At 68.9% G+C, this 23,949-nt stretch carries 19 protein-coding genes; 13 read left to right on the top strand and 6 right to left on the bottom strand.

What is annotated here, in order from left to right; genetic code table 11:
- Positions 1–45: 45 nt before the first annotated feature.
- The 6 genes from malQ (at position 46) to JLI01S_RS06665 (ending at position 8,243) form a co-directional block, all read left to right on the top strand.
- Positions 46–2,136, top strand: coding sequence for a 4-alpha-glucanotransferase (gene malQ, locus JLI01S_RS06690; RefSeq protein WP_068262069.1), 2,091 nt, complete (start codon positions 46–48; stop codon positions 2,134–2,136).
- 227 nt (positions 2,137–2,363) lie between these two features.
- On the top strand, positions 2,364–3,995 hold the full coding sequence (locus JLI01S_RS06685; RefSeq protein WP_245634542.1) for a peptide ABC transporter substrate-binding protein: 1,632 nt from the start codon (positions 2,364–2,366) through the stop codon (positions 3,993–3,995).
- Positions 3,996–4,163: 168 nt separating this feature from the next.
- Entirely contained in the window at positions 4,164–5,093 is a 930-nt protein-coding gene (locus tag JLI01S_RS06680) for an ABC transporter permease (protein ID WP_068262060.1), read from the top strand.
- Positions 5,086–6,078: an ABC transporter permease gene (locus JLI01S_RS06675; RefSeq protein ID WP_084349248.1), complete on the top strand. Its 993-nt coding sequence runs from the start codon at positions 5,086–5,088 to the stop codon at positions 6,076–6,078. Before JLI01S_RS06680 ends, JLI01S_RS06675 begins: the two co-directional genes overlap by 8 nt.
- Before the next feature lie 19 nt (positions 6,079–6,097).
- Positions 6,098–7,105 (top strand): ABC transporter ATP-binding protein, encoded by a 1,008-nt coding sequence (locus tag JLI01S_RS06670; RefSeq protein ID WP_068261921.1) that lies wholly within the window; start codon positions 6,098–6,100, stop codon positions 7,103–7,105.
- The gene (locus JLI01S_RS06665) at positions 7,098–8,243 is read left to right on the top strand and encodes an ABC transporter ATP-binding protein (protein ID WP_068261918.1); all 1,146 of its coding nucleotides are present in this window, start codon (positions 7,098–7,100) and stop codon (positions 8,241–8,243) included. Before JLI01S_RS06670 ends, JLI01S_RS06665 begins: the two co-directional genes overlap by 8 nt.
- A gap of 89 nt (positions 8,244–8,332) precedes the next feature.
- Here the strand turns inward: JLI01S_RS06665 and JLI01S_RS06660 are convergent, their stop codons facing one another.
- The 5 genes from JLI01S_RS06660 to JLI01S_RS06640 all read right to left on the bottom strand — a co-directional run bounded on the left by JLI01S_RS06660 (position 8,333) and on the right by JLI01S_RS06640 (position 14,292).
- Positions 8,333–9,481 (bottom strand): ABC transporter ATP-binding protein, encoded by a 1,149-nt coding sequence (locus tag JLI01S_RS06660; RefSeq protein ID WP_068261915.1) that lies wholly within the window; start codon positions 9,479–9,481, stop codon positions 8,333–8,335.
- Entirely contained in the window at positions 9,478–10,530 is a 1,053-nt protein-coding gene (locus tag JLI01S_RS06655) for an ABC transporter ATP-binding protein (RefSeq protein WP_068261912.1), read from the bottom strand. The genes JLI01S_RS06660 and JLI01S_RS06655 overlap by 4 nt, the downstream gene beginning before the upstream one ends.
- 5 nt (positions 10,531–10,535) lie before the next feature.
- Positions 10,536–11,537: an ABC transporter permease gene (locus tag JLI01S_RS06650; protein ID WP_068261909.1), complete on the bottom strand. Its 1,002-nt coding sequence runs from the start codon at positions 11,535–11,537 to the stop codon at positions 10,536–10,538.
- Positions 11,534–12,541, bottom strand: a complete 1,008-nt coding sequence (locus JLI01S_RS06645) for an ABC transporter permease (RefSeq protein WP_068261903.1) — start codon at positions 12,539–12,541, stop codon at positions 11,534–11,536. Before JLI01S_RS06645 ends, JLI01S_RS06650 begins: the two co-directional genes overlap by 4 nt.
- Before the next feature lie 92 nt (positions 12,542–12,633).
- Positions 12,634–14,292 carry an ABC transporter substrate-binding protein gene (locus JLI01S_RS06640; protein WP_068261900.1) on the bottom strand — a complete coding sequence of 553 codons (1,659 nt, stop codon included), beginning with the start codon at positions 14,290–14,292 and terminating at the stop codon, positions 12,634–12,636.
- A 267-nt stretch (positions 14,293–14,559) separates the two neighbouring features.
- Here JLI01S_RS06640 and typA point away from each other — a divergent pair, with 267 nt between their 5' ends.
- From typA to JLI01S_RS06615, 5 genes are read left to right on the top strand one after another with little or no spacing between them, the layout of a single operon-like run.
- Entirely contained in the window at positions 14,560–16,455 is a 1,896-nt protein-coding gene (typA, locus tag JLI01S_RS06635) for a translational GTPase TypA (protein WP_068261897.1), read from the top strand.
- A 13-nt stretch (positions 16,456–16,468) separates the two neighbouring features.
- Positions 16,469–18,217 carry an ABC transporter substrate-binding protein gene (locus tag JLI01S_RS06630; RefSeq protein WP_068261894.1) on the top strand — a complete coding sequence of 583 codons (1,749 nt, stop codon included), beginning with the start codon at positions 16,469–16,471 and terminating at the stop codon, positions 18,215–18,217.
- On the top strand, positions 18,217–19,125 hold the full coding sequence (gene mshB / locus JLI01S_RS06625) for an N-acetyl-1-D-myo-inositol-2-amino-2-deoxy-alpha-D-glucopyranoside deacetylase (protein WP_068261891.1): 909 nt from the start codon (positions 18,217–18,219) through the stop codon (positions 19,123–19,125). The genes JLI01S_RS06630 and mshB overlap by 1 nt, the downstream gene beginning before the upstream one ends.
- Positions 19,122–19,610 carry a flavin reductase family protein gene (locus JLI01S_RS06620; RefSeq protein WP_068261888.1) on the top strand — a complete coding sequence of 163 codons (489 nt, stop codon included), beginning with the start codon at positions 19,122–19,124 and terminating at the stop codon, positions 19,608–19,610. The genes mshB and JLI01S_RS06620 overlap by 4 nt, the downstream gene beginning before the upstream one ends.
- 4 nt (positions 19,611–19,614) lie before the next feature.
- A complete protein-coding gene (locus tag JLI01S_RS06615; RefSeq protein WP_068261885.1) occupies positions 19,615–21,366 on the top strand; it encodes a VanW family protein in 1,752 nt (583 codons plus the stop codon).
- Positions 21,367–21,397: 31 nt separating this feature from the next.
- On the opposite strand, the gene JLI01S_RS06610 is transcribed toward JLI01S_RS06615, so the two are convergent.
- Positions 21,398–22,405 carry a GNAT family N-acetyltransferase gene (locus JLI01S_RS06610; protein WP_157074849.1) on the bottom strand — a complete coding sequence of 336 codons (1,008 nt, stop codon included), beginning with the start codon at positions 22,403–22,405 and terminating at the stop codon, positions 21,398–21,400.
- A 22-nt stretch (positions 22,406–22,427) separates the two neighbouring features.
- Here JLI01S_RS06610 and fdxA point away from each other — a divergent pair, with 22 nt between their 5' ends.
- Both fdxA and dapC read left to right on the top strand, forming a co-directional pair.
- On the top strand, positions 22,428–22,754 hold the full coding sequence (fdxA, locus tag JLI01S_RS06605; RefSeq protein WP_068262057.1) for a ferredoxin: 327 nt from the start codon (positions 22,428–22,430) through the stop codon (positions 22,752–22,754).
- A 16-nt stretch (positions 22,755–22,770) separates the two neighbouring features.
- Positions 22,771–23,940, top strand: coding sequence for a succinyldiaminopimelate transaminase (gene dapC, locus JLI01S_RS06600; protein ID WP_068261878.1), 1,170 nt, complete (start codon positions 22,771–22,773; stop codon positions 23,938–23,940).
- Positions 23,941–23,949 lie beyond the last annotated feature (9 nt).

Genomic DNA, 23,949 nt, shown 5'->3' with positions numbered 1-23,949 from the left:
CGATCCCGGTGGACAGGGGTGGCCCGCCTCCTGAAGGGTGGGGTCGTGACCGATGCGACCGCCCAGATCGTCGACCTCTCCCGTGCGAAGGGCGTCGACACGCAGTGGTGGGACTGGCGCGGCGAGCACCGTCAGGTGCCCGAGAGCACCCTGCGCGCCGTCCTCGAGGCGCTGGGCGAGGACACCTCGAGCGAGGAGTCGCTGACCGCTGCCCTCGAGGGCGCCCACGTCGCACCGTGGCGCCGCACCCTGCCCCCGACCGTCGTCCAGCGCGAGGGGGACCCGCTGCGTCTCCTCGTCCACGTCCCGCACGGCAGCGCGGTGGGCGTCCACGTCCTGCTCGAAGGGGGTGGACGTCGCGACCTCGAGCAGCTCGAGCACGTCGTCGAGCCGCGTGACGTCGACGGAGGGGTCGTCGGCGAGGCCGCCTTCGAGCTGCCCGCGGACCTGCCGCTCGGCTGGCACGAGCTCGTGGCCGAGCCCGAGACGGCCCTCTCGGCGGCGACCGAGCGCGCCGTGCTCGTCACCGTCCCGCAGTGCCTGGAGCTCCCCGCCCTGCTGCAGGAGGGACGCCGCACCGGGCTGATGGCGCAGATCTACCAGGCGCGCAGCGCGGGCAGCCAGGGCATCGGTGACCTGGGGGACCTGGCGACCTTGGGGGAGTGGGCCGCTCGCGAGCACGGGTGGCACTTCGTCCTCGTCAACCCGCTGCACGCCGCCGAGCCCGTGGCGCCGATGGAGCCCTCGCCGTACCTGCCGACCTCGCGGCGCTTCCTCAACCCCGTCTACATCGACCTGCGCCTCCTGCCTGGGCTCGAGGAGCTGCCGGAGAGCGCCCGCACACAGATCGACGAGCTGGCCGCGCACGCCCGTGCGCTCAACGCCGCGGACACGATCGACCGGGACGCCGTGTGGGCGTTGAAGGAGGCGGCCCTGCGCATCGCCTACCGGCACCTCGGGCAGGGGCAGGCCGGGGAGGTCGCGCGGCTGCATGCCCGCGAGGGCCAGGCGATCGTGGACTTCGCGACCTGGTGCTCGCTGGCGGCGACGCACGGCCCGCTGTGGGAGACCGACTGGCCGCAGGAGCTGCAGGACCCCGGGTCGGCTGCCGTCGACGCGCACCGGGAGGCCCACCGCGAGGAGATCTCCTTCATCGTCTGGACGCAGTGGGTGGTGCGCTCGCAGCTCGCGGCGACCCAGCAGCGGTTGCGCGATGCCGGGATGGGAGTCGGCGTGATCGCCGACCTCGCCGTCGGGATCCACCCCGAGGGCGCCGACGCGTGGGCTCTCGGCGACGCCCTCGCCCGTGGCATCGACGTGGGTGCCCCGCCGGACCAGTTCAACCAGCTGGGGCAGAACTGGTCCCAGCCACCATGGCGGCCCGACCGGCTCGCGGAGCTCGGGTACGCCCCCTTCCGCGACATGCTGCGCGCGGTCCTCGCGGAGGCGGGCGGGCTGCGGATCAACCACATCATCGGCCTCTTCCGCCTGTGGTGGGTCCCCGAGGACGCGGATCCGGGCGATGGTGCCTACGTGCGCTACGACCACGAGGCCCTCATCGGGATCCTCGCGCTGGAGGCCCAGCGCGCCGGTGCCCTCGTCATCGGCGAGGACCTCGGGGTCGTCGAGCCCTGGGTGCGTGAGTACCTCGACGACCGGGGCGTGCTCGGCACGAGCGTCGCGTGGTTCGAGTGGGGTGCCGATGGGCGACCGCTGCCGCCGGAGGACTACCGCGAGCTCGCTCTGGCGACCGTGACGACGCACGACCTCCCACCCAGCGCCGGCTACCTGGCGCTGGAGCACGTCGCACTCCGTGAGCGGTTGGGGTTGTTGACCCGGCCGGTCCAGGAGGAGCGCGCGTCGGAGGAGCGCAGCACCCGCGCGGTGCGCGAGGCCCTCATGGGGCGGGGGCTGCTGTCCGATGTCGACGCCCCGGTGAGCGAGGTGGTGGCGGCTCTGCACGGCTGGCTGGACCTCACGCCGTCGCGTCTGCGGGGCATCGCCCTGACCGACCTCGTCGGTGATGTCCGGGCGATCAACCAGCCCGGTACGGACGAGGAATACCCCAACTGGCGCCTCCCGCTCGCCGGCCCGGATCGTCGGCCGATCACCCTCGCAGAGGTGGTCGAGGGATAACCCTGCATCTCATGCACGGGGTGCCGAGGTGGTCACCGAAGAGTCACAGTTGTGTCTCACAGCACACCGGATCATGGTCTCGGGGGCCGGTGTGGCTTTTGATGACACGTGCAGTCGCGGATCGCGCTGCGCCCAGGGGTGGACCCGGACCGTCGGGAAAGCCGATCGACCCGCCTTTCCCGGCGGCATGACGTAGGAGGACATCCATGCGAGTGAAGTCTCGCGCGATGGCAATCGCCAGCATCTCCGCGGTCGCGCTTCTCGCGACCGCGTGCGGTGGCAGCAGTGACGACGACAGCACCTCGGGCGGAGCCGCCGGAGGAGAGATCATCTCCGGTGGCTGCAACCCCGAAAACCCACTGGTCGCGGGCAACACCGCTGAGACCTGTGGTGGTGACGTCCTCGACGTCCTGACCGCCAAGCTGATCCACTACAACCCCGAGACGGCGGAGCCGGAGAACGACATCGCCGAGTCGATCGAGACGAAGGACAACCAGACCTTCACCGTCAAGATCAAGAAGGGCTACAAGTTCCACGACGGCACCGAGGTGCTGGCCAAGAACTTCGTCGACGCCTGGAACTACACCGCCTACGGCCCCAACGGCCAGCAGGGTGGCTACTTCTACGAGCCCTTCGAGGGCTACGCCGACCTCCAGTGCACCGGTGAGGACGAGGAGAAGCCCTGCGAGGGCAAGGGCAACGCCAAGAAGAAGGAGCTGACCGGCCTCAAGGTCGTCGATGACCACACCTTCACCATCAAGACGAGCGAAAAGGTCTCCAACCTGCCGCTGCGTCTGGGCTACACCGCCTTCGCGCCGCAGCCCGACTCCTTCTTCGACGACCCGGAGGCCTTCGGCAAGGCGCCGATCGCCGCGGGCCCGTACAAGTTCGAGTCGTGGGAGGAGAACTCCTCGATCAACCTGAGCAAGTTCGAGGACTACGCGGGTGACTTCGGTGGCAACGCCGACAAGATCACCTTCAAGATCTTCCAGGACTCCGACGCGGAGTACACCGCGCTGCAGGCCGGTGAGATCGACGTCGTCCGGGCCATCCCGGCGAGCGCGCTCGTGGACGACAAGTTCAAGACCGACCTCGGTGAGGGTCGATACCTGGAGAAGGCCAACTCCACCCTTCAGTTCATCGGCTTGAACTACCACGTCGACCCGAAGCTGAAGGACATCAAGGTCCGTCAGGCCATCTCGATGGCCATCGACCGGCCGACGATCGTCAAGCAGATCTTCAACGGCGCCTTCACCCCCGCCACCGGCTGGGTCTCCCCGGTCGTCGACGGCTACAAGGAGGGCACCTGCGGCGAGTACTGCGAGTACAACCCGGAGAAGGCCAAGAAGCTCCTCAAGGAGGGCGGCGGCTACGAGGGCAAGCTCACGCTGACCTACAACGGTGACGGCGGACACAAGGAGTGGACCACGGCGGTCTGCAACTCGATCAACAAGGCCATCGGCATCGACTGCGTCGCCACCCCGACGGTCGACTTCAAGACCATGCTGACCAAGCTCGGCAACGACGAGCTCAAGGGCCTGTTCCGCATGGGTTGGGTCATGGACTACCCGTCCATCGAGAACTACCTCGCCCCGATCTACGGTGCCAAGGCAGCCTCGAACTACTACAGCTACAACAACAAGGACTTCCAGGAGACCATGACCAAGGCCGGTGCGGCCGAGACGCCTGAGGAAGCCAACAAGCTCTACCAGGAGGCCGAGGGCCTGATCGCCGAGGAGTTCACCACCATCCCGACGTGGTACGGCAAGACGATCATCGGTTGGTCGGAGAAGGTCACCGACGTCCAGGCCACGCCCTTCGGCAGCCCGGACCTCGCGGCCATGAGCGTCAAGGAGTGACCCTGACCCAGGGCTGACTTCGCATTGCACCGGCCGGCCATCCGCAACGAGATGGCCGGCCGGTGGTGTGCACGCCGTCGATCACCCGCGACGGCGTGCACACCGACCTGAGTTACCCTCTCCCGGCACCCCGGCTGAGGTGCGTCCAACTTCCATGAGGAGGTGCTCGTGGGTAAGTACATCGTTCGACGATTGCTCCAGATGATCCCGGTGGTCGTCTTCTCCACGTTCCTGATCTACGCGATGGTCTTCGCCATGCCCGGTGAGCGCACCGCCGGCATGTGCGGCGAGCGGCCTTGTCCACCCGCATTCGTCGCGGAGTTCAACGCGAAGTACCACCTGAACGATCCGCTGCCGGTCCAGTACGGCTACTACGCGAAGAACGTCCTCCAAGGCGACTTCGGCGAGAACCAGTACGGCAACTCCGTCGCCGAGGAGCTCGGCGAGCGCTTCCAGGTCACGGCCAAGCTGGCCGTCATGGCCCTCGTCTTCGAGGGTGTCATCGGCATCCTCGCGGGTGTCCTCGCCGGCCTGCGCAAGGGCGGGTTCATCGACAACCTCGTGCTCGTGAGCACCCTCTTCGTCATCTCGGTGCCGATCTTCGTCACCGGCTTCGCGGCGCAGTTCTTCCTCGGGCTGAAGTGGGAGATCTTCCCCGCACTCGCGTCCGGCAAGGACCCGAGCCTCTTCTCTCTCGTCCTCCCGGCCATGGTCCTCGGATCGACCTCGCTGGCGTACATCGCCCGCCTCATGCGCAGCAACATCGCCGAGAACATCAAGTCGGACTACGTGCGCACGGCCAAGGCCAAGGGCCTGAGCCCCCAGCGGATCGTCGGGGTGCACACCCTGCGCAACTCGATGATCCCCGTCGTCACCTTCATGGGTTACGACTTCGGCGCCCTGCTCGGCGGTGCGATCGTCACCGAGGGCATCTTCGGGATCATGGGCGTCGGCGGTTACATCTTCAAGGGCATCCAGAACCGCGACGGCATCGCCGTCGTCGGAGCGGTCACCGCGCTGGTCATCGTCTACCTCCTGATGAACCTGCTCGTCGACCTGCTCTACGGGGCCCTCGACCCGAGGATCAGCAATGACTGACAAGACCACGGCGCAGGACGCCGCACACGACGACCCGGGCCAGGACGAGACCGCGGCCCCGACGACCCGGTCCGCCGCCATCGTCGACGTGGCCGAGGGCGCCTCGCGATCGCTGACGGCAGACGCCTTCCGCTCGCTGCGTCGCAACCCCTTCTTCTGGATCTCGAGCGTCCTGATCGTCCTCTTCCTGCTGATGGCGCTCTGGCCCTCGCTCTTCACGACGTACGACCTGAAGTTCAACGACCTGTCCCGGGCTCGCGAGACCCCGAGCGGCGAGCACTGGTTCGGTACGGACGTCCAGGGTGCGGACATCTACACCCGGACGATCCACGGCGCCCGCGCCTCGATCCTCGTGGGCATCCTGGCCACCTCCGGTGTGCTCCTGCTCGGGTCCTTCCTCGGGCTGATCTCCGGCTACATCGGCGGCCTCACCGACACCCTGATCAGCCGCATCGGCGACATCTTCTTCGCCATCCCGCTGCTGCTCTCGGGCATCATCTTCCTGTCCTCGCTGCGGGACACCGAGGAGATCTGGGGCATCCCGATCCAGGGCTACCTCGGCGTCATCCTCCAGGTCGTCCTCGTCTTCGTCCTCTTCGGCTGGCCGAGCCTGATGCGTCTCATGCGTTCGTCGGTCATCCAGGTCAAGCCCAACGACTACGTCCAGGCGGCACGGGCGCTCGGCGCCTCGCCGATGCGGATCATCCGCCGTCACGTGCTGCCCAATGCGATGGCCCCCGCGATCGTCGTCACGACGATCAACCTCGGCGCCTACATCGCGGCGGAGGCGACGCTGTCCTTCCTCGGCATCGGTCTGCGCCCGCCGACGGTCTCCTGGGGCGTCATGATCAACGACGGTCTGACCCCCCTGCGGGCGTCGCCACACATCCTCTTCTTCCCGGCCCTCTTCCTCAGCGTCGCGGTCCTGGCCTTCATCATGCTCGGCGACGCCGTGCGTGACGCCTTCGACCCCAAGAGCCGCTGAGAGCAAGGTGAGTGAGCACATGAGCACACAGACGACACCTGAGACCGGTGAGCGCCTGCTCGAGGTCGACGACCTGTACGTCGAGTTCCACACCAACGAAGGTGTGGCCAAGGCCATCAACGGCGTGAACTTCAGCCTTGACGAGGGCGAGACCCTCGCGATCCTGGGGGAGTCGGGGTCGGGCAAGTCCGTGACCGCCCAGGCGATCATGGGCATCCTCGACATGCCTCCGGCCAAGATCCCCGGCGGTCGCATCCTCTACAAGGGCACGGACCTGCTGACCATGCCGGAGGAGCAGCGACGGGGCACGCGCGGCCCGGAGATCTCGATGATCTTCCAGGACGCGCTGAGCTCCCTCAACCCCGTCTTCCCCGTCGGGTGGCAGATCGCGGAGATGTTCCGCGTGCACCGTGGGGTCAACAAGTCCGACGCCTTCGCCAATGCGGTCCGGCTGATGGAGCGGGTCAACATCCCCGCGGCCAAGGACCGGGTCAAGGCCTACCCCCACCAGTTCTCGGGGGGTATGCGCCAGCGCATCATGATCGCCATGGCGATCGCGCTGGACCCCAAGGTCCTCATCGCCGACGAGCCGACCACGGCGCTCGACGTCACGGTCCAGGCCCAGATCATGGCCCTGCTGCAGGAACTGCAGGAGGAGTTCAACATGGGTCTGATCCTCATCACGCACGACCTCGGCGTCGTCGCCGATGTCGCGGACCGCATCGCGGTCATGTATGCGGGGCGGATCGTCGAGCGCGCCGAGGTGGACGACATCTACGCCCGTCCGGGGCACCCGTACACCAAGGGTCTGCTCGAGTCGATCCCGCGCCTGGACCAAAAGGGGCAAAAGCTGTCGGCCATCGGGGGCCTGCCGCCGAACCTGACCCGCATCCCCAGCGGTTGTGCCTTCCACCCCCGGTGCGTGATGGCGCAGGACATCTGCGTCACCGATCGTCCCGAGCTGCTCGACATCGGCCCGCAGCGCCAGTCGGCGTGCCATTTCAGCCAGGAGGTGCTTGATGCCTGAGGTGATCCTCAAGGCCAACGGCCTGAAGAAGCACTACCCGATCAAGGGCGGTGTCCTGCAGAGAACTGTGGGTCACGTCAAGGCGGTCGACGGAGTCGACTTCGAGCTCTACAAGGGTGAGACGCTCGGCATCGTCGGCGAGTCCGGGTGTGGCAAGTCCACCCTCGGGCGTCTGCTCATGCGGCTCGAGGACCCCACCGAGGGCACCGTCGACTTCGACGGCATCGACATGTACGCCCAGTCCGGTAGCGACATGCGCAAGCTGCGGCGTGACATCCAGATCGTCTTCCAGGACCCGTACACGTCGCTCAACCCTCGACGCACCGTCGGTGAGATCGTGGCGGAGCCGCTGGAGATCCACTCCGATGTCGTGCCCAAGGGCGATCGCAAGCGTCGGGTGCAGGAGCTGCTGGAGCTCGTGGGGCTCAACCCCGAGCACATCAACCGCTACCCACACCAGTTCTCGGGAGGTCAGCGTCAGCGCATCGGCATCGCCCGTGGCATCGCGCTCAACCCCAAGGTGCTCATCTGCGACGAGCCGGTGTCCGCCCTCGACGTGTCCGTGCAGGCGCAGGTCATCAACCTGATGGAAAAGCTGCAGGACGAGCTGGGGCTGTCGTACATCTTCATCGCCCACGACCTGTCGGTCGTGCGACACATCTCCGACCGGGTCGGGGTCATGTACCTCGGCCGGATGGTCGAGATCGGTGACGAGGACGACATCTACTCCCGACCGACGCACCCCTACACGCAGGCGCTGCTGTCCGCGGTGCCGGTGCCCGACCCGCGGCTGCGCGGCAAGCGGGACCAGATCGTGCTGCAGGGGGATGTGCCATCGCCGGCCAACCCGCCGGCGGGCTGCCACTTCCACACGCGGTGCTGGAAGGCCCAGGACATCTGCCGCACCGAGACCCCGTTGCTCGAGCTGCGCTCCGACGGCGCGGGTGAGCACCCCTCCCGGTGCCACTTCGCCGAGCCGAGGGTCATCGTCGAGACCACGGACGTGAGCGGGCAGGACCAGGACTCGCTCTTCGCCGGGGAGGGCATGGTCGACCAGACGGACGCGGTCGCGGCCGGTCAGGCAGGGGGCGCGGCTGCAGGCGCGCCCGAGGCCGACACCTCGACCGCTGGCGCCTGAGCGCGCACGCACCGCAACGCGGGGGCGCCCCACCGGATCACCGGTGGGGCGCCCCCTTCGTGCGTGTGCAGTCCCTCACGGGAGGGCGCTCAGGCGAAGGGGAGGTCCTCCGTCAAACGCTCGGCCTCGGCGTTCGCCGCGAGCTGGGCGCCGGTCTCGTCGATCTCGGTCCGCACCGAGTGCGGCTGGATCTCACCGGACTCGATCTGCTCGGCCCAGTGGCAGGCGACCTTGTGCTCGCTGCCGTCCACGACCCGCAGCTGCGGCCGCTCGGTGTCGCAGCGCGTCTCCTGGCGCCACGGGCAGCGCGTGTGGAAGCGGCAGCCCGAGGGCGGGTTGGCGGGCGAAGGGAGGTCCCCGCTGAGCAGGATCTGCTCCCGTGAGTCCTCGACGACCGGGTCGGGCACCGGGACCGCCGACAGCAAGGCCCGCGTGTAGGGGTGTCGCGGGGTGGCGTACAGATCGTCAGCCGGCGCCTCCTCGACGAGACCACCGAGGTACATGACGCCCACGCGATCAGAGATGTGCCGCACGACGGCGAGGTCGTGCGCGATGACCAGATAGGTGAGGCCGTACTCCTCCTGCAGGTCCGACATGAGGTTGATGACCTGGGCCTGCACGGACACGTCGAGGGCCGAGACGGGTTCGTCGGCGACGAGCAGCTCCGGGTTGACGCTGAGCGCGCGGGCGATGCCGATGCGCTGGCGCTGCCCGCCGGAGAACTCGTGCGGGTACTTCTTCAGCGCGGCGGTGGGCAGCCCCACGTCGGCGAGCAGCTGACGCAGGCGCGGCTGCGCCTCCTTGGCGTCCTTGACGATGCCGTGCGCCTTCATCCCCTCGACGAGGAGGGCCTCGACGCTCTGACGCGGGTCGAGGCTGCCCATGGGGTCCTGGAAGACCATCTGCAGGTCCTTGCGCCGGCGGCGCAGCTCCTCGCCCTTGAGCGTGGAGATGGGCTGGCCGTCGAAGGTCACCGTGCCTTCGGTCGGGGGCTCGAGGTGCAGGATCGCTCGGCCGAGGGTCGACTTGCCGCAGCCGGACTCGCCGACGAGTCCGTAGGTCTCGCCGCGTCGGATCTGCAGGTCGACACCGTCGACCGCGTAGACATGGCCCACGACCTTGTCGAAGATGATCCCCTTGGTGATGGGGAAGTGGACCTTGATCCCGCGGACATCGACGAGGACCTCGCCGGGAGCCTTGCTCGTGGGGTGGCTGGTGGTCGTGGCGTCGGTGGTCATCGGACCTCCTGGGTCGTCGTGCCCTCGGCGGGGGAGGGCTCTCCCGCGAGCGGGTTGAAGCAGCGCAGGGCGCGGCCACCGGGGACCACTGCCAGGTCCGGGGTCTCCTCGCGACAGTGGTCCCTCGCATTGGCACACCGCGGGGCGAAGGCGCAGGCGCTCGTCCACGGCAGGTTGTCCGAGACGGACCCGGGCACGGGGGTGAGGCGCGCGCCGCGTTCGCCGTCGAGGCTCGGGACGCTCGCGAGCAGACCACCCGTGTAGGGGTGACGCGGCTCGGCGAAGAGGTCGTGACGCTCGGCCCGCTCGACGAGGCGTCCGCCGTAGAGGACGTTGATCTCGTCGCACAGCCCGGCGACGACACCGAGGTCGTGGGTGATCATGACGAGCGCGGTCCCGGTGTCCTCGACGAGCTCGCGCAGCAGCGCGAGGATCTGCGCCTGGATGGTCACGTCCAGAGCGGTCGTCGGCTCGTCGGCGATGAGCAGCCTCGGCTCGCAGGCCAGGGCCATCGCGATGAGGGCGCGCTGGCGCATGCCGCCGGAGAGCTGGTGCGGGTACTCGGACAGCCGACGGTCGGGGTCGGGGATGCCCACCTTGTCGAGCATGTCGCGGGCGTGCGGCATGGCCTCCTTGCGGGACATGCCCTTGTGCCGCTCGAGGACCTCGCTCACCTGACGGCCGATGGCCACGACGGGGTTCAGCGAGGACAGCGGATCCTGGAAGATCATGCTGATGTCCTTGCCCCGACGGGAGGCCATCTCCTTGTCGGAGAGCGACAGCAGGTCCGCTCCGTCGTAGGTGACGGTGCCGGAGACCCGGTTGCCGCGAGGCGGGAGCAGACCCATGATCGCCAGCGAGGTGACCGACTTGCCGCAGCCGGACTCACCGACGAGACCGACGGTCTGGCCCGGTCGGACGTCGAAGCTCAAGCCGTCCACGGCCGTGAAGGGGCGCTCGTTCTTGATGCCGAAGGTGACCGAGAGGTCGCGCACGGACAGCAGCGGCTCGTCACCGCGTCGGGGCGTGGAGGTCGTGGGGGAGGTCATGCCGCTCACCGCCTGCTCTTGGGGTCGAGTGCCTCGCGCAGCGACTCACCCATGAGGGTGAAGCCGAGGGCGACGACGATGATGCACGCCGCGGGGTAGAAGGCCAGGTGCGGGTGGTCGTAGATGTACATCTGGGCCTGTCCGAGCATCTGGCCCCACTCGGGCTTGCTGTCATCGGGGTTGCCGAGGCCGAGGAAGGACAGCGCGGCGGCGTCGATGATCGCGGTGGCGAGCACGAGCGTCGCCTGCACGATGACCGGGCCGAGCGAGTTGGGCAGCATGTGGCGCAGGATGATCGCCGACCGCTTGACACCCAGGGCCCGGGCGGCGAGGACGTGGTCCTTGCTGCGCTGGGCGAGCATCGACCCCCGCAGGAGCCGGGCGAAGATCGGCACCTGCACGACGGCCACGGCGATGATCACCGTCCACTGGCTGGGGCGGGCCGCCAGCGCCGAGATGGACACGGCCAGCAGCAGCGACGGGATCGAGAGCATGACGTCGACGATGCGCATGACGACGGAGTCGACCCAGCCGCCGAAGGCCCCCGCGAGGGTGCCGAGGACGAGTCCGCCGGCGAGCCCGAAGACCGTCGCGCAGACACCGACGAGCAGCGTCTGCTGGCTGCCGACGAGCAGGCGTGAGAGCAGGTCGCGTCCGGAGTCGTCGCCGCCGAGCGGGAAGCCCGGCTCGGGCCCGGGGACGGGGTTGCTCTGGCGGCTCACCTTGTCGATGAGCGGGTTGTCGGCCGCGTCGTGCGGCGCGATCCACGGGGAGAGCAGCGCCAGCAGGACGAAGGCGACGGTGATCGCCAGGCCGGTGAGGAAGATCGGGTTGCGCCGCAGCCGCCGCCAGGCGGAGGCGATGAGGCCGACACCGCCGGACTCGTCGATGGCACCTGCCTCGGCGACGGTCGTCGTACCACTGGTGGCCGCGAGGTCGTCGATGCGTTGCTTGCGCCGAGCGCCGAGCCCGCGGTGGGGCTGGTCCGGCTTCTGGGAGTCGTTCATCGGGTCCTCACTCGGGGGTCGACGACGGCGTACAGGATGTCCACGAGCAGGTTGACGAGCACATAGGTCAGGGCCGCGACGAAGACGAGGAGCTGCAGCACGGGATAGTCACGCAGGGTGAAGGCGAACTTCAAGGCCTCGCCGATGCCACCGAAGTTGAAGACCGTCTCGGTGAGGACGGCTCCGGCGAGGAGGGCGCCGACCTGCAGGCCGACGGCGGTGATGACCGGGAGCAGTGCATTGCGCATGATGTGGCGCCCTCGCACGACGCGGTGACTGAGCCCCTTCGCCTGCGCGGTGCGCACGAAGTCCTCGTCGAGGACCTCCAGCACGGAGGCCCGGGTGATGCGGAAGACCATGGCGAAGGGGATGGACGCCAGCGCGATGCCGGGCAGGATCAGGTGCTTGAGGGCGTCCCACGCGGCATCCCACTCCCGGGTGAGCAGACCGTCGAGGACGAAGAAGCCGGTGACGTGCGTGGCGTCGGGGATGCTGGATCGCCCGGACACCGGCAGCCAGCCGAGCTTGATGGCGAAGACGTACTTCAGCAGGAAGGCCAGGAAGAAGACGGGGACCGCGACGCCGATGAGGGAGACGACGATCGACGTGTTGTCGAGGAGGCTGGCCCTCTTCTTGGCGGCGAGGTAGCCGAGCGGGATCGCCGTGACGATCGCCAGCAGGAGGGCGACGAAGCTCAGCTCCACGGTCGCGGGGAAGCGCTCGATGAGGATGCTGGTGGCCGTGTGGCCGGGCTGCACGCCCGTGGAGACACCGAAGTCACCCTGCAGCGCCCGGGACAGGAAGCGCCAGTACTGGACCGGCAGGGGCTCGTTGAGGCCGAAGGCCTCGGTCAGCCGGGCGCGGGACTCGGGCGTCGCGCGCTCGCCGAGCATCGCCGAGACGACCCCGCCGGGCAGGGCGCGCAGCCAGGCGAAGAGCAGGATCGAGAGGACGAAGAGGACGACGACCAGCTGCAGCAGCCGCCGGATGATGAACTTCAGCACGTGTGTGCGCTCCTGACGTGGATCGCGGACGGGGGCCGCCCCGACCAGAAGGTCGAGGCGGCCCCGGTCACGAGGTCACCTACGGGTGTGGCTCACTTGCCGCCGACGGTGACGGTGGAGAACTCCTCGGCCGTCAGCGGGCTGGTGACCAGACCGTCGACGTCCTTGCTGACCGCGAGGGCCGGCGGGGAGTGCGAGAGCGGTGCACCCGGGACGTAGTCCTCGGCGATCTTCTTGTTGATCGCCTCGTACTTGGCCGAGCGCTCGGCCTCGTCGACGGTCGAGTCCGCGTCCTTGAGCTCCTTCGACAGCTCCTTGCCGTAGCCACCGGCCACGGTGCTGAAGTCGTTGAGCTTGGCATTGCCGAAGAAGGTGCCGATGAAGTTGTCGGCGGAGTCGTAGTCGCCGGTCCAGCCGAGCAGGAAGGCGTCGTACCTGTGGGCGTCGACGTTGTCGAGGTAGCCGCCGTTCCACGGCTTGGTCGTGACCTCGACCTTGATGCCCGCCTTCTCGAGGTCCTTGCGGATCGCCTCGTGGATCTTTTGCGGGTTGGGCATGTACGGGCGGGTGACCTCGCTCGGGTAGGCGAACTTCAGAGTCATGCCCTCGGCGCCGGCCTCCTTGAGCAGGGCCTTGGCCTTGGCCGTGTCGTAGGGGTAGGGCTTGAGGTCCTTGTTGTAGCCGCTGACCGTGTCCGGCATGAACTGCGAGGCCGGCGTGGCCCCCTCGGGCAGCTGCGACTTCACGAGCTGGTCGCGGTTGATGGCGTAGTTGATCGCCTGGCGGACGCGCACGTCCTTGAGCTTGGCGTTGGCCTCCGGCTGCAGGCCCAGGTAGAGGATGTTGAAGGGGTCGCGGATCTCGACCTTGTTGCCGGAGCTCTCCAGGCCCTTCCAGTCCACGGGGTTGGGCAGGTCGTAGCCGTCGATGCTGCCGGCCTCGAGCTCCTGGCGGCGGGTCGACTCGTCGGGGATGATCTTGAAGACGATCTTGGCGGTCTTGGCCTTCTCGCCCCAGTAGTCGTCGTTGCGCGTGAGCGTGACGGTCTTGTTGGCGGTGTCGTACTTCTCCAGCGTGTAGGGGCCGGTGCCGACGGGCTTCTCGGAGTTCTCCGGGTAGACGAAGCCCTCACCCTGCGTCTTGACGTCGTTGGCCTTGCCCTCCGTGAGCGCCTTGGGCGACTGCATCGAGAAGGAGGACAGGGAGAGCATCGCCGGGAACTTCGAGGTCGCGGACTTGACCTTGATGACGACGGTCTTGGCGTCCTTGACCTCGCAGCCGTCGTAGAGGGCGTCCTTGCCGAAGCCACCCATGCCGGTGCTCCAGTACTCGGCCGGGCCGGACTGGGCCGCTTCGTTCTGGTTGGCCATCCGCTCGAAGTTGGCGCACACGGCCTTGCCGTCGAAGACCTCGCCGTCGGTGAACTTCACACCCTCGCGGAGGTGGAAGGTCCAGTTCTTGCCGTCCTTGGACGGCTCCCACGACTCGGCCAGACCGGGGCCGAGCTCGGCGCTCCCGGGCTTGACCTCGACGAGGCCCTCGAAGATCTGACGGGTGACGCGGAAGGTCTCGCCGTCGGTGGCGTAGAAGGGATCGAAGACCTCCGGGGCGCCCGCGGCGCCGAAGGTGAAGGTTCCCCCGGTGTCACCACCGTCGGAGCCCGAGTCGTCACGGTCGCTCGCGGCGCACGCACTGAGCGTCAGTGCGGTTGCTGCCAGAGCGGCCAGCGGGGCTGCTTTCCTCATCGACATGTTTCCTCGCTCTTGTGGCCGGCCCCGGCACCTTTGCCGGGGTGGGACGCCCGGGCGCACGGTGGTGATCCACCACACACTGGGGTTGGCGGGCAATCTAGCCAACATCCGGCGCGGGCGGGGAAATCTGCAGCAGTTTTGCGGGATCGTGACCTCTTTTCCGAACTTTGTCCGGCGCGTGGCGCAGGTGCTTCCGCCCTCGGACGAAGGGGGACGCAGCCCCCGAGCATTTGGGCACAGGCCGTTCCTGCTGAGACAATCGCGCTCATGCCCAAGATCTCCCGCAGCGACATCCGTAATGTCGCCATCGTCGCCCACGTCGACCACGGCAAGACCACGCTCGTCGACAAGATGCTCTGGCAGGGGGGTGCCTTCGGCGAGCACGACCACATCGACGAACGCGCGATGGACAGCGGTGACCTCGAGCGCGAGAAGGGCATCACCATCCTCGCCAAGAACACGGCGATCCACTACAACGGCCCGTCCGCGGCGGCGCACGACGCTCCCGACGGCGTGACGATCAACATCATCGACACCCCCGGTCACGCCGACTTCGGTGGCGAGGTCGAGCGCGGCCTGTCCATGGTCGACGGTGTCGTCCTGCTCGTCGACGCGTCCGAGGGGCCGCTGCCCCAGACCCGCTTCGTGCTGCGCAAGGCGCTCGCGGCGAAGCTGCCGGTCATCCTGGCGATCAACAAGGTCGACCGTCCTGACAGCCGCATCGCCGACGTCGTCGACGAGGCCTACGAGCTCTTCATGGACCTCGAGGCCGACGAGGAGCAGATCGAGTTCCCCATCGTCTACACCTCCGGCAAGAACGGCGCCGCGAGCCTCAACCGTCCCGACAACGGCACCCTGCCGGACAACGACGACCTCGAGCCGCTCTTCCGGACGATCATGGAGACGATCCCGGCCCCGTCCTACGAGGACGACGCCCCGCTGCAGGCACACGTGACCAACCTCGACTCGAGCAACTTCCTGGGTCGTCTCGCGCTGCTGCGTGTCTTCAACGGCGAGCTGCGCAAGGGCCAGCAGGTCGCCTGGTGCCGTCACGACGGCACCCAGGAGCGGGTGAAGATCACCGAGCTGCTCATCACCGAGGGGCTGGAGCGCAAGCCGCTCGACCAGGGCGCGGCCCGCCCGGGCGACATCATCGCCATCGCCGGTATCCCCGAGATCATGATCGGCGACACCATCGCCGATGCCGACAACCCGATCCCGCTGCCCGTGATCACCGTCGACGAGCCGGCCATCTCGATGACGCTCGGCACCAACACCTCCCCGCTCGTGGGGCGCGGCGAGACGAAGAACACCAAGGTCACCGCCCGCATGGTCAAGGACCGCCTCGACAAGGAGCTCGTGGGCAATGTGTCGCTGCGCGTCCTGCCGACCGCGCGTCCGGACGCGTGGGAGGTCCAGGGCCGTGGTGAGCTCGCCCTGGCCATCCTCGTCGAGCAGATGCGTCGCGAGGGCTTCGAGCTGACCGTCGGCAAGCCGCAGGTCGTCACCAAGGAGGTCGACGGCAAGGTGCACGAGCCGGTCGAGCGACTGACGATCGACACCCCCGAGGAGTACCTCGGCGCGATCACCCAGCTGATGGCCGCCCGCAAGGGCCGCATGGAGCAGATGACCAACCACGGCACCGGCTGGATCCGCATGGAGTTCCTCGTGCCTTCCCGTGGTCTCATCGGGTTCCGGACCGAGTTCCTCACCGAGACGCGAGGCGCGGGTATCGCCAACCACGTCTTCGAGGGCTACGAGCCGTGGTTCGGCACCATCACCACGCGCGTCTCCGGATCGCTCGTGGCCGACCGCTCCGGGCCGGTCACGGCGTACGCCATGGTCAACCTGCAGGAGCGCGGATCCCTCTTCACCGAGCCGGGCACCGTGGTCTACGAGGGCATGATCGTCGGCGAGAACTCGCGCGCCGACGACATGGATGTCAACATCACCAAGGAAAAGAAGCTCACCAACGTGCGCGCCTCCTCGGCCGACAACTTCGAGAAGGTGGTCCCGCCCCGCAAGCTGACCCTCGAGCAGTCGCTCGAGTTCTGCCGCGAGGACGAGTGCGTCGAGGTCACCCCGGACACGATCCGTATCCGCAAGCTCGTGCTCGACGCCAACCTGCGGGCGCGCACCGCCTCCAAGGCCCGCAACTCCTGAGAAGGGAGCGCCGATGCGGCGCATCGCTCGAGGACTCATCGCAGGAACAGGTGCACTCGCCCTCGTGGCGAGTGTCTCTGCATGCACCGACGACGCGGACGGTGGCCCGGACTCCTCGGCCACCGCGTCGACGGGACGGATCAGTGGCCCCGAGGACCGGCTGACGGTGCTGTCAGCCGGTCCCGTTCAGGCGTGGGACCCGCAGCGGATCACCCAGCGTCAGGACGCAGGCTTCGCGTCGAGGACGTGGATGCGCACGCTCACCGCCTACGCGCCGGCGACCGACCTCGCCGGGCAGCGCAAGCTCGCCGGAGACCTCGCGTCGAGCACGGGCAAGGCCAACAAGGACGCGACGCAGTGGACCTTCACCCTGCGCAAGGGCGTGACCTGGCAGGACGGTTCGCGGGTCACCTGTGAGGACGTCCGCTACGGGGTCGCCCGCTCCTTCGACGCGGACATCCCCTCGAGTGGCTACGCCCTGACCTTCCTCGACATCCCGAAGAAGAAGGACGGCACGTCCACCTATCCGGGTCCTCTGACGAAGGGGGGCACCTCCAAGGCCTCCCGCAGGCTGATCAACAAGGCTGTGGAGTGCACCGACGAGCGCACCGTCGTCTTCCACCTCGACGAGTCCGTGGGCAACTTCGACGAGGTCGTCTCCCTGCCGGAGTTCGCGCCGTACAAGGAGTCGCACGAGGACAAGGACGCCACCCACGACGCCTTCTCGTCGGGTCCGTACAAGCTCTCCAACGGCTGGACGCCCAGCAGCGGCGGCACCTGGGTGCGCAACACGGCGTGGAGCCAGGAGTCGGACCCCCTGCGCACGCCGGGACCGTCGTCGATCCTGCACAAGGAGGGGGTCGAGGCCAAGGACGCGGTCGAGACCATCCTCGACGGTGAGGACGGCGGTCGTGCGCTCGCCCTCGACCCCGTCCCCAGCGTCCTCGGCCCGGCGCTCGACGAGGCCGGCGACTCCGTGCAGACCGTCCAGGTTGACGGGCAGGTCGTCGACTACCTCGCGGTCAACACGCGCAGCAAGGCGATGCGCACGACGACAGTGCGTCGGGCGCTGGCCGATGCGACCGACCGGGCGGCCTACACGCAGGCGCGAGGCGCCGCGTCGGGGACACCCACGTGGTCGCTGCTCGGCTCCGCGCTGCCGTCCGCGCACGAGAGTGTCGTCGACAACGGGCCCTCGGGGGACGCGGCGCAGGCCAGCAAGCGACTGGCCGAGGCCAAGGTGAGGACTCCCGTCAAGATCTCCGTCGCCTACCGCGGCGGAGGCACGATGGACGAGGCGATGAAGGCCCTCGAGAGCGGCTGGGAGGACGCCGGCTTCGAGGTGACCCTCAAGGCCCTGGGTGACGAGTACTTCACCGAGATCGGTGCGCGCAAGGTTGCCGAGGACTACGACGTCCTGTGGACCAACTGGGGCCCCGACTTCCCGTCGGCGAGCACCGTCCTGCCGCCTCTCTTCGACGACCGGATCAACCTGACCAAGACGTCGGTGGGGCGTGACTACGGGCTCTTCGCGGACGACAAGGTCACCAAGGCCATGGACAAGGCTGCGGGCGAGAGTGATGACAAGAAGCGCGCTGACCAGTGGTCCGCGATCGACACCGGTCTGCTCGAGGACGGCGTCTACATCCCGCTCCGTCAGACCCGGCTGACCTACGCCGCCGGGACCGAGGTCACCTCGCTCACCGGCAACCCCGTCTACGGCGGGCCCCCGGAGATCGGCTTGATCGGGGTGTCCCGGTGATGCCCGCTGCGCCGGTCCTCGTGCCCGGGCGGTCCGCCCGGCTGCTCTTCGTGCACGCGCACCCCGACGACGAGAGCCTCGCGACCGGCGTCGCCATCGCCCACCATGTCGCGGCCGGGGACGAGGTGCACGTGCTCACCTGCACGCTCGGTGAGCAGGGGGAGGTCATCCCGACCGAGCTGACCCACCTCGACGCCGATCACGAGGACACCCTCGGCGAGTTCCGCCGCGATGAGCTGCGGGGTGCCATGACCGCCATCGGTGCGCACAGCACCGTGCTCGGTGAGGACCAGGCCGCGGGCCGACTCTCCCGGTGGCGTGACTCCGGGATGGCCGGGACGCCCGGCGCGCAGGATCCGCGCGCCTGGGTCCGTTCCGACGACGCGCAGGCGATCGCGGCGGTCGCCGCTGTCATCGACGCCGTCGACCCTGACCTCGTCGTCACCTATGACGCCCACGGCGGCTATGCCCACCCGGATCACATCCGCACCCACGAGGTGACCCGTCGAGCCCTGGCCGACATGGACGCATCGAGTCGCCCGGCGCTCTTCGGGGCCTTCACGCCCCGGTCGTGGGCGCAGGAGGATCGCGAGGTCCTCGCCGTGACCGACGAGGTGCGCGGACTCGGCTGGAGCCTGCCCACGGGAGACTTCCCCCCTTCGGTCGTCGCGGACGCGACGGTGACCCACGCGGTCGTCGACGAGGAGGCGCGCGAGCGTCAGGCCGACGCGCTGCGGCACCACCGCACCCAGGTCACCCTCGGGCCGAGCAACACCTACGCGCTCTCCAACGACATCGCCGCCCGACTGTCGGGGCGAGAGGGCTATGCGCGACTGGACGTCACCACGGGAGAGCCGCTGCCCGCGACCGTCTCGGGCGATCGGCCACCACTGGTGGCCAGACGATGAGCGGGGTGACGCCGACGAGCCTGCGGCACGCGATGGCTCATTTCGCGACCGGTGTGACCGTCGTGACGACGCTCGAGGACGGCCACGACCACGCGATGACGGCCAACTCCGTCACCTCCGTCTCCCTCGAGCCCCCGCTGGTCCTCGTCTGCGTGCGGCAGGACACCGGCTGGCACGACGCCGTGGTCTCCTCCGGGGTCTGGGGGGTCTCGATCCTGCCCGAGGCGGGCCGGCCGGCTGCCACCTGGCTGAGCACGGGAGGGCGTCCGCTCTACGGCCAGCTCTCCGGCATCGCGCACCACCGCGGCGAGCTCGGGGTGGCTCTCGTCGACGATGCGCTGGCCACCCTGGAGTGCCGCACCACCGCCCTGCACGAGGCCGGCGACCACACGATCGTCGTCGGCGAGGTCCTGTCGAGCCAGGCAGATGCCCGCCGGGATGATCCACTGATCTACTACCGCAGCCGCTACACGACCACGAGGTGACCTGATGACCAAGGACGAGCGATGGACCGATGGCGAGGACGTCATCGACTCCCCGCGGCGGGGACGCACCTTCCTGGCCGTGGCCTTCGTCATCCTCGTGCTGGGGGGCCTCTACGCGGCCGCGGCGCTGTACTTCGCCGACCGGGTGCCCGCAGAGACGCGCATCGGGGGTGTCGCCATCGGCGGCCAGACCCCGGCGGAGGCGCGCCAGACCCTCGAGGACCGGCTGTCCGAGGAGGAGGCTCGCCCGGTGGTGGTGACCGTCGACGGCACCAAGGTCGAGCTGGACCCTGCGGACTCGGGCCTGTCCTATGACTACGCGAGCTCCGTCGAGGGCCTCACCGGTTTCAGCCTCAACCCGGCGGACCTGTGGAACCACGCGCGCGGGGGTGTCGAGCGAGAGATCGACGTCGCCGTCGACGAGGACGCGCTCGCCAAGGCTGTCGAGAGCAAGACCAAGCCGCTGGACAAGAAGCCGGTCGAGGGCGAGGTGACGCTCACGGGCACCACCGTCAAGAAGACCGCATCGACGCCGGGCCTGACCGTCGACCGTGACGCCGTGACGACCTCGATCGCCTCGGCGTGGCCGCAGGATCGTTCCTTCGACGCGCCGACGAGCGAGCCCGCACCCAAGCTCAGCCAGGCCGAGATCGACCGCTTTGCCAAGGATGACCTCGAGCCACTCGTCTCCGGCCCCGTCACGGTGACGTCCACCGACCCCGCAGGCGAGGGCGCGGCCAAGGACATCGCCTTCGTCGTGCCGACCGAGCAGCTGGCCGCGGCCGTGTCGATCAAGGACACCGACGGCAAGCTCTCCGCGACCGTGGACGAGAAGAAGGTCGGGCAGGCGGCGATCGACGCCGGCAAGGCGTCGGGCAAGTTCCGGGAGGCCAAGGACGCGACCGTCGTGCGCCGCGGGTCGAGCTTCGACGTCACGCCCTCGAGCACGGGCCTGGCACTCTCCGAGGAGGGCATCGGGGCAAAGGTCGTCGCAGCGATGAAGAAAACGGGTGACCAGCGCACCATCGCCGTCGACTCCAAGGAGTCGCAGCCGCAGCTGACCACCGCACAGGCGAAGAAGACCATCCCCAAGGAGCAGATCTCCACCTTCACCACCTACCTCCCGAGCACCACCGGTGTCCGTGCCGACAACATCCGCCTCGCCGCGCGCACGCTCAACGGCACCTATGTCGCTCCGGGAGACACCTTTTCCCTCAACGCGGTCCTCGGTCAGCGCACCGCCGCCGCGGGCTACGGCAAGGCAGGCGTCATCATGGGCGGTCGGTTGACCAACGACTACGGCGGCGGGATCTCGCAGCTGTCGACGACGGTCTTCAACGCGGTCTTCTTCTCGGGAGCGAAGATCGAGGAGTTCCACCCGCACTCCTTCTACATCTCGCGCTACCCGGAGGGCCGTGAGGCGACGATCTCCTGGCCCAATGTCGACAACCGCTTCACCAACGACACGGGCGCGGGGATCCTCATCACCTCGGAGGTCAACGGCGACGAGGTCACGGTGACCTTCCACGGCCGCAAGGCCTACGACGAGGTCAAGGCCGGCAAGAGCGCCCGCAAGAACATCACGTCGCCGAAGAAGATCACCGACGACACGAAGGGCTGCGTCCCGCAGTCACCCGCGCCGGGATTCTCCGTCGACATCACCCGGACCTTCGTCAAGGACGGCAAGACGGTGAAGTCCTCGACCTTCACCACCCGCTACATCCCCCAGGACAGCGTCACCTGCACCAACCCGTGATGCTGCTGACGTCGGGCTGGCGCGGCCCGACTCAGCGGTGGGCCAGGTAGACGTAGTCGTGGTGCGTCGTCAGGCCCAGGCCTCGGTAGAGGCGCTGAGCGGGCTCGTTGCCCGGCTCGACCTGGAGGTAGGTGAGTGAGGCGCCGGCGTCGGCGGCCGCGCGGAGGGCCTCGATGGTCAGCCAACGACCCAGACCCCGGCCGCGGTGCGTCGGGTCGACGTGCAGGCCGAAGAGGCCGGCCCAGCCGTCGTTCAACGCCACCCGCACGATGCCGGCGACCGCGCCCCCTTCGCCTCGAGCGGTGAGGAAGAGCTGGCGCGCGGGCAGGGCGAGGATCCGGCGAGCCGTGTCGAGGTGGTCCAGGAGCCGTGGCGAGCCGCCGGCCAGCCAGTCCTCGTCAGGGGCATCGCTCACATGGAGCGAGAACCCGGCGGGGGAGGGGCCGGCGCCCTGCAACAGCGTCTCGGTCCGGCCGGTGAGCACGTCAGCGGGGTTGCCCTCGATCCAGCCGCGGTGCAGCAGGAGCGCGCCGAGCGGGTCGTCGGTCGTGGCGGCACCCACGGGCCGGGGGAGCATGACCAGCGGCACGAGCTCGCGCTCGCGGTACCAGGACTCGACCGCGTCGACGGCCTCCGACAGGGGCAGTCCCGGATCGCCCACGGGGGCAACGGAGTTGGACCGACCGGTCCAGCCGGCGCCGGCGCGCAGGAGCCAGCCGGCTCCCTTCGTCCCCAGCCATGACTCCTCGAGGCCGGGCTGGCCCCTGGTCATGACGAGGTGGAGGTCCTCGATGGCGATCGCCCGGTGGGGTGCGCCCCGACGAGTCGGCTTCGGCGGGATGGCCCGGGCTGCGACGACGAGGTCGCGGCGCAGCGTCACCTCCCCGGTGCGGGTGCCGATGCGCACCCGATCCTCGTCGACGGCGAGGAGCTCGCCGACCGTGTCGGTCAGGGTCGGGCCGTGCATCGGCGCGGGGTCGATCCGCGTGCGGACCGCCACTCGTGTCCCTGTGGTGAGACCCACCATCAGATCGCTCATGGAGCGTCATAGTATGTGCGTCATGACGTACGTGATTGCGCAGCCGTGTGTTGACCTCAAGGACAAGGCCTGCATCGAGGAGTGCCCCGTCGACTGCATCTACGAGGGCAAGCGCAGTCTCTACATCCACCCCGACGAGTGCGTCGACTGCGGCGCCTGCGAGCCGGTGTGCCCCGTCGAGGCCATCTACTACGAGGACGACACTCCTGAGGAGTGGGCCGACTTCTACAAGGCCAATGTCGAGTTCTTCGACGACCTCGGCAGCCCCGGCGGCGCCGCCAAGATGGGCATGATCGACAAGGACCACCCGATCGTGGCCGCTCTGCCTCCGCAGGAGCACTCTGAATGACGCAGCGTGACGATTCGTGACGTCTTTACCTGACTTTCCATGGGACTCGCTCGCTCCTGCCAAGGAGCGGGCGAAAGCCTTTTCCTCGTCAGGAGAGTCGTCTGCCGACGAGGCGCAGGGGGAGGGGATCGTCGACCTGTCGGTCGGCACCCCCGTCGATGCCACGCCCGCGGTCGTCCAGGAGGCGCTGCGCGAGGCCTCTGACGCTCCCGGCTACCCCCAGACCTGGGGGACGCCGGACCTGCGCGAGGGCATCGTCGACTGGTTCGCTCGCCGTCGTGGTGCGCCGGGCCTGGACCCTGACGGCGTCATGCCGACGATCGGCTCCAAGGAGCTCGTCGCGTGGCTGCCGACCCTGCTCGGTCTGGGCGCGGGCGACGTCGTCGGGTTCCCCCGGGTCGCCTACCCGACCTATGACGTGGGCGCGCGGATCGCGGGGGCGACCCCCTTCGCCGCGGACGCCACGACGGCCTTCGGTCCGACGACCCCCTCGAGCGCTCCCAAGCTGCTGTGGCTCAACACCCCGAGCAACCCGACGGGCAAGGTCCTGGGTGTCGAGCACCTGACCAAGGTCGTGGCGTGGGCCCGAGCGCGCGGTGTCATCGTCGCCTCCGACGAGTGCTACGCCGAGCTGGACTGGCGCTCCGAGGAGGAGCGCGGGCAGTCCTATGCCGAGCTGCCGACGACCCCGTCGATCCTCGACCCGCGAGTCACCGGCGGGTCCACCGAGGGTCTGCTCGCGGTCTACTCGACCTCCAAGCAGTCCAGCCTCGCCGGCTACCGGGCAGCCTTCGTCGCCGGTGACCCAGCACTGGTGGGCAGGCTGCTCGAGGTGCGCAAGCACGCCGGGATGATCGTGCCCTGGCCCGTGCAGCGGGCCCTGCTCGCGGCCGTGCGCGACGACGAGCACGTCGCCGCTCAGCGTGAGCGCTATCGGGTTCGGCGTGAGGTGCTGCGGCCTGCGCTCGAGGGCTTCGGCATGCGGATCGACGACTCCGCCGCCGGTCTGTACCTGTGGGCGACCGCTGGTGAGCCGTGCCGGGTGACCGTCGATCGGCTCGCTGACCTCGGCATCCTCGTCGCACCGGGCGACTTCTACGGCGCTCCGGGTGCGGAGCATGTGCGGGTGGCGCTGTCGGCCAGCGACGAGCGCATCGCCGCAGCGGCCGCGCGACTGGCCCGCTGACCCTCCTGC

The organism is Janibacter limosus NBRC 16128 (assembly GCF_001570985.1).
Lineage (GTDB): Bacteria > Actinomycetota > Actinomycetes > Actinomycetales > Dermatophilaceae > Janibacter > Janibacter limosus.
Note: the sequence above shows the minus strand (reverse complement) of the source record. Positions and strands in the feature narration are given on the sequence as shown.

Bases quoted from the DNA above. Each gene is read 5' to 3' on its own strand.
- JLI01S_RS06670 (WP_068261921.1), top strand. From the start codon at position 6,098: ATGAGCACACAGACGACACCTGAGACCGGTGAGCGCCTGCTCGAGGTC.
- JLI01S_RS06685 (WP_245634542.1), top strand. From the start codon at position 2,364: ATGGCAATCGCCAGCATCTCCGCGGTCGCGCTTCTCGCGACCGCGTGC.
- JLI01S_RS06660 (WP_068261915.1), bottom strand. From the start codon at position 9,481: ATGACCACCGACGCCACGACCACCAGCCACCCCACGAGCAAGGCTCCC.
- mshB (WP_068261891.1), top strand. From the start codon at position 18,217: ATGCCCGCTGCGCCGGTCCTCGTGCCCGGGCGGTCCGCCCGGCTGCTC.
- JLI01S_RS06620 (WP_068261888.1), top strand. From the start codon at position 19,122: ATGAGCGGGGTGACGCCGACGAGCCTGCGGCACGCGATGGCTCATTTC.
- fdxA (WP_068262057.1), top strand. From the start codon at position 22,428: ATGACGTACGTGATTGCGCAGCCGTGTGTTGACCTCAAGGACAAGGCC.
- JLI01S_RS06610 (WP_157074849.1), bottom strand. From the start codon at position 22,405: ATGAGCGATCTGATGGTGGGTCTCACCACAGGGACACGAGTGGCGGTC.
- JLI01S_RS06630 (WP_068261894.1), top strand. From the start codon at position 16,469: ATGCGGCGCATCGCTCGAGGACTCATCGCAGGAACAGGTGCACTCGCC.
- JLI01S_RS06650 (WP_068261909.1), bottom strand. From the start codon at position 11,537: ATGAACGACTCCCAGAAGCCGGACCAGCCCCACCGCGGGCTCGGCGCT.
- typA (WP_068261897.1), top strand. From the start codon at position 14,560: ATGCCCAAGATCTCCCGCAGCGACATCCGTAATGTCGCCATCGTCGCC.
- JLI01S_RS06640 (WP_068261900.1), bottom strand. From the start codon at position 14,292: ATGTCGATGAGGAAAGCAGCCCCGCTGGCCGCTCTGGCAGCAACCGCA.
- JLI01S_RS06665 (WP_068261918.1), top strand. From the start codon at position 7,098: ATGCCTGAGGTGATCCTCAAGGCCAACGGCCTGAAGAAGCACTACCCG.
- JLI01S_RS06655 (WP_068261912.1), bottom strand. From the start codon at position 10,530: ATGACCTCCCCCACGACCTCCACGCCCCGACGCGGTGACGAGCCGCTG.
- JLI01S_RS06615 (WP_068261885.1), top strand. From the start codon at position 19,615: ATGACCAAGGACGAGCGATGGACCGATGGCGAGGACGTCATCGACTCC.
- JLI01S_RS06675 (WP_084349248.1), top strand. From the start codon at position 5,086: ATGACTGACAAGACCACGGCGCAGGACGCCGCACACGACGACCCGGGC.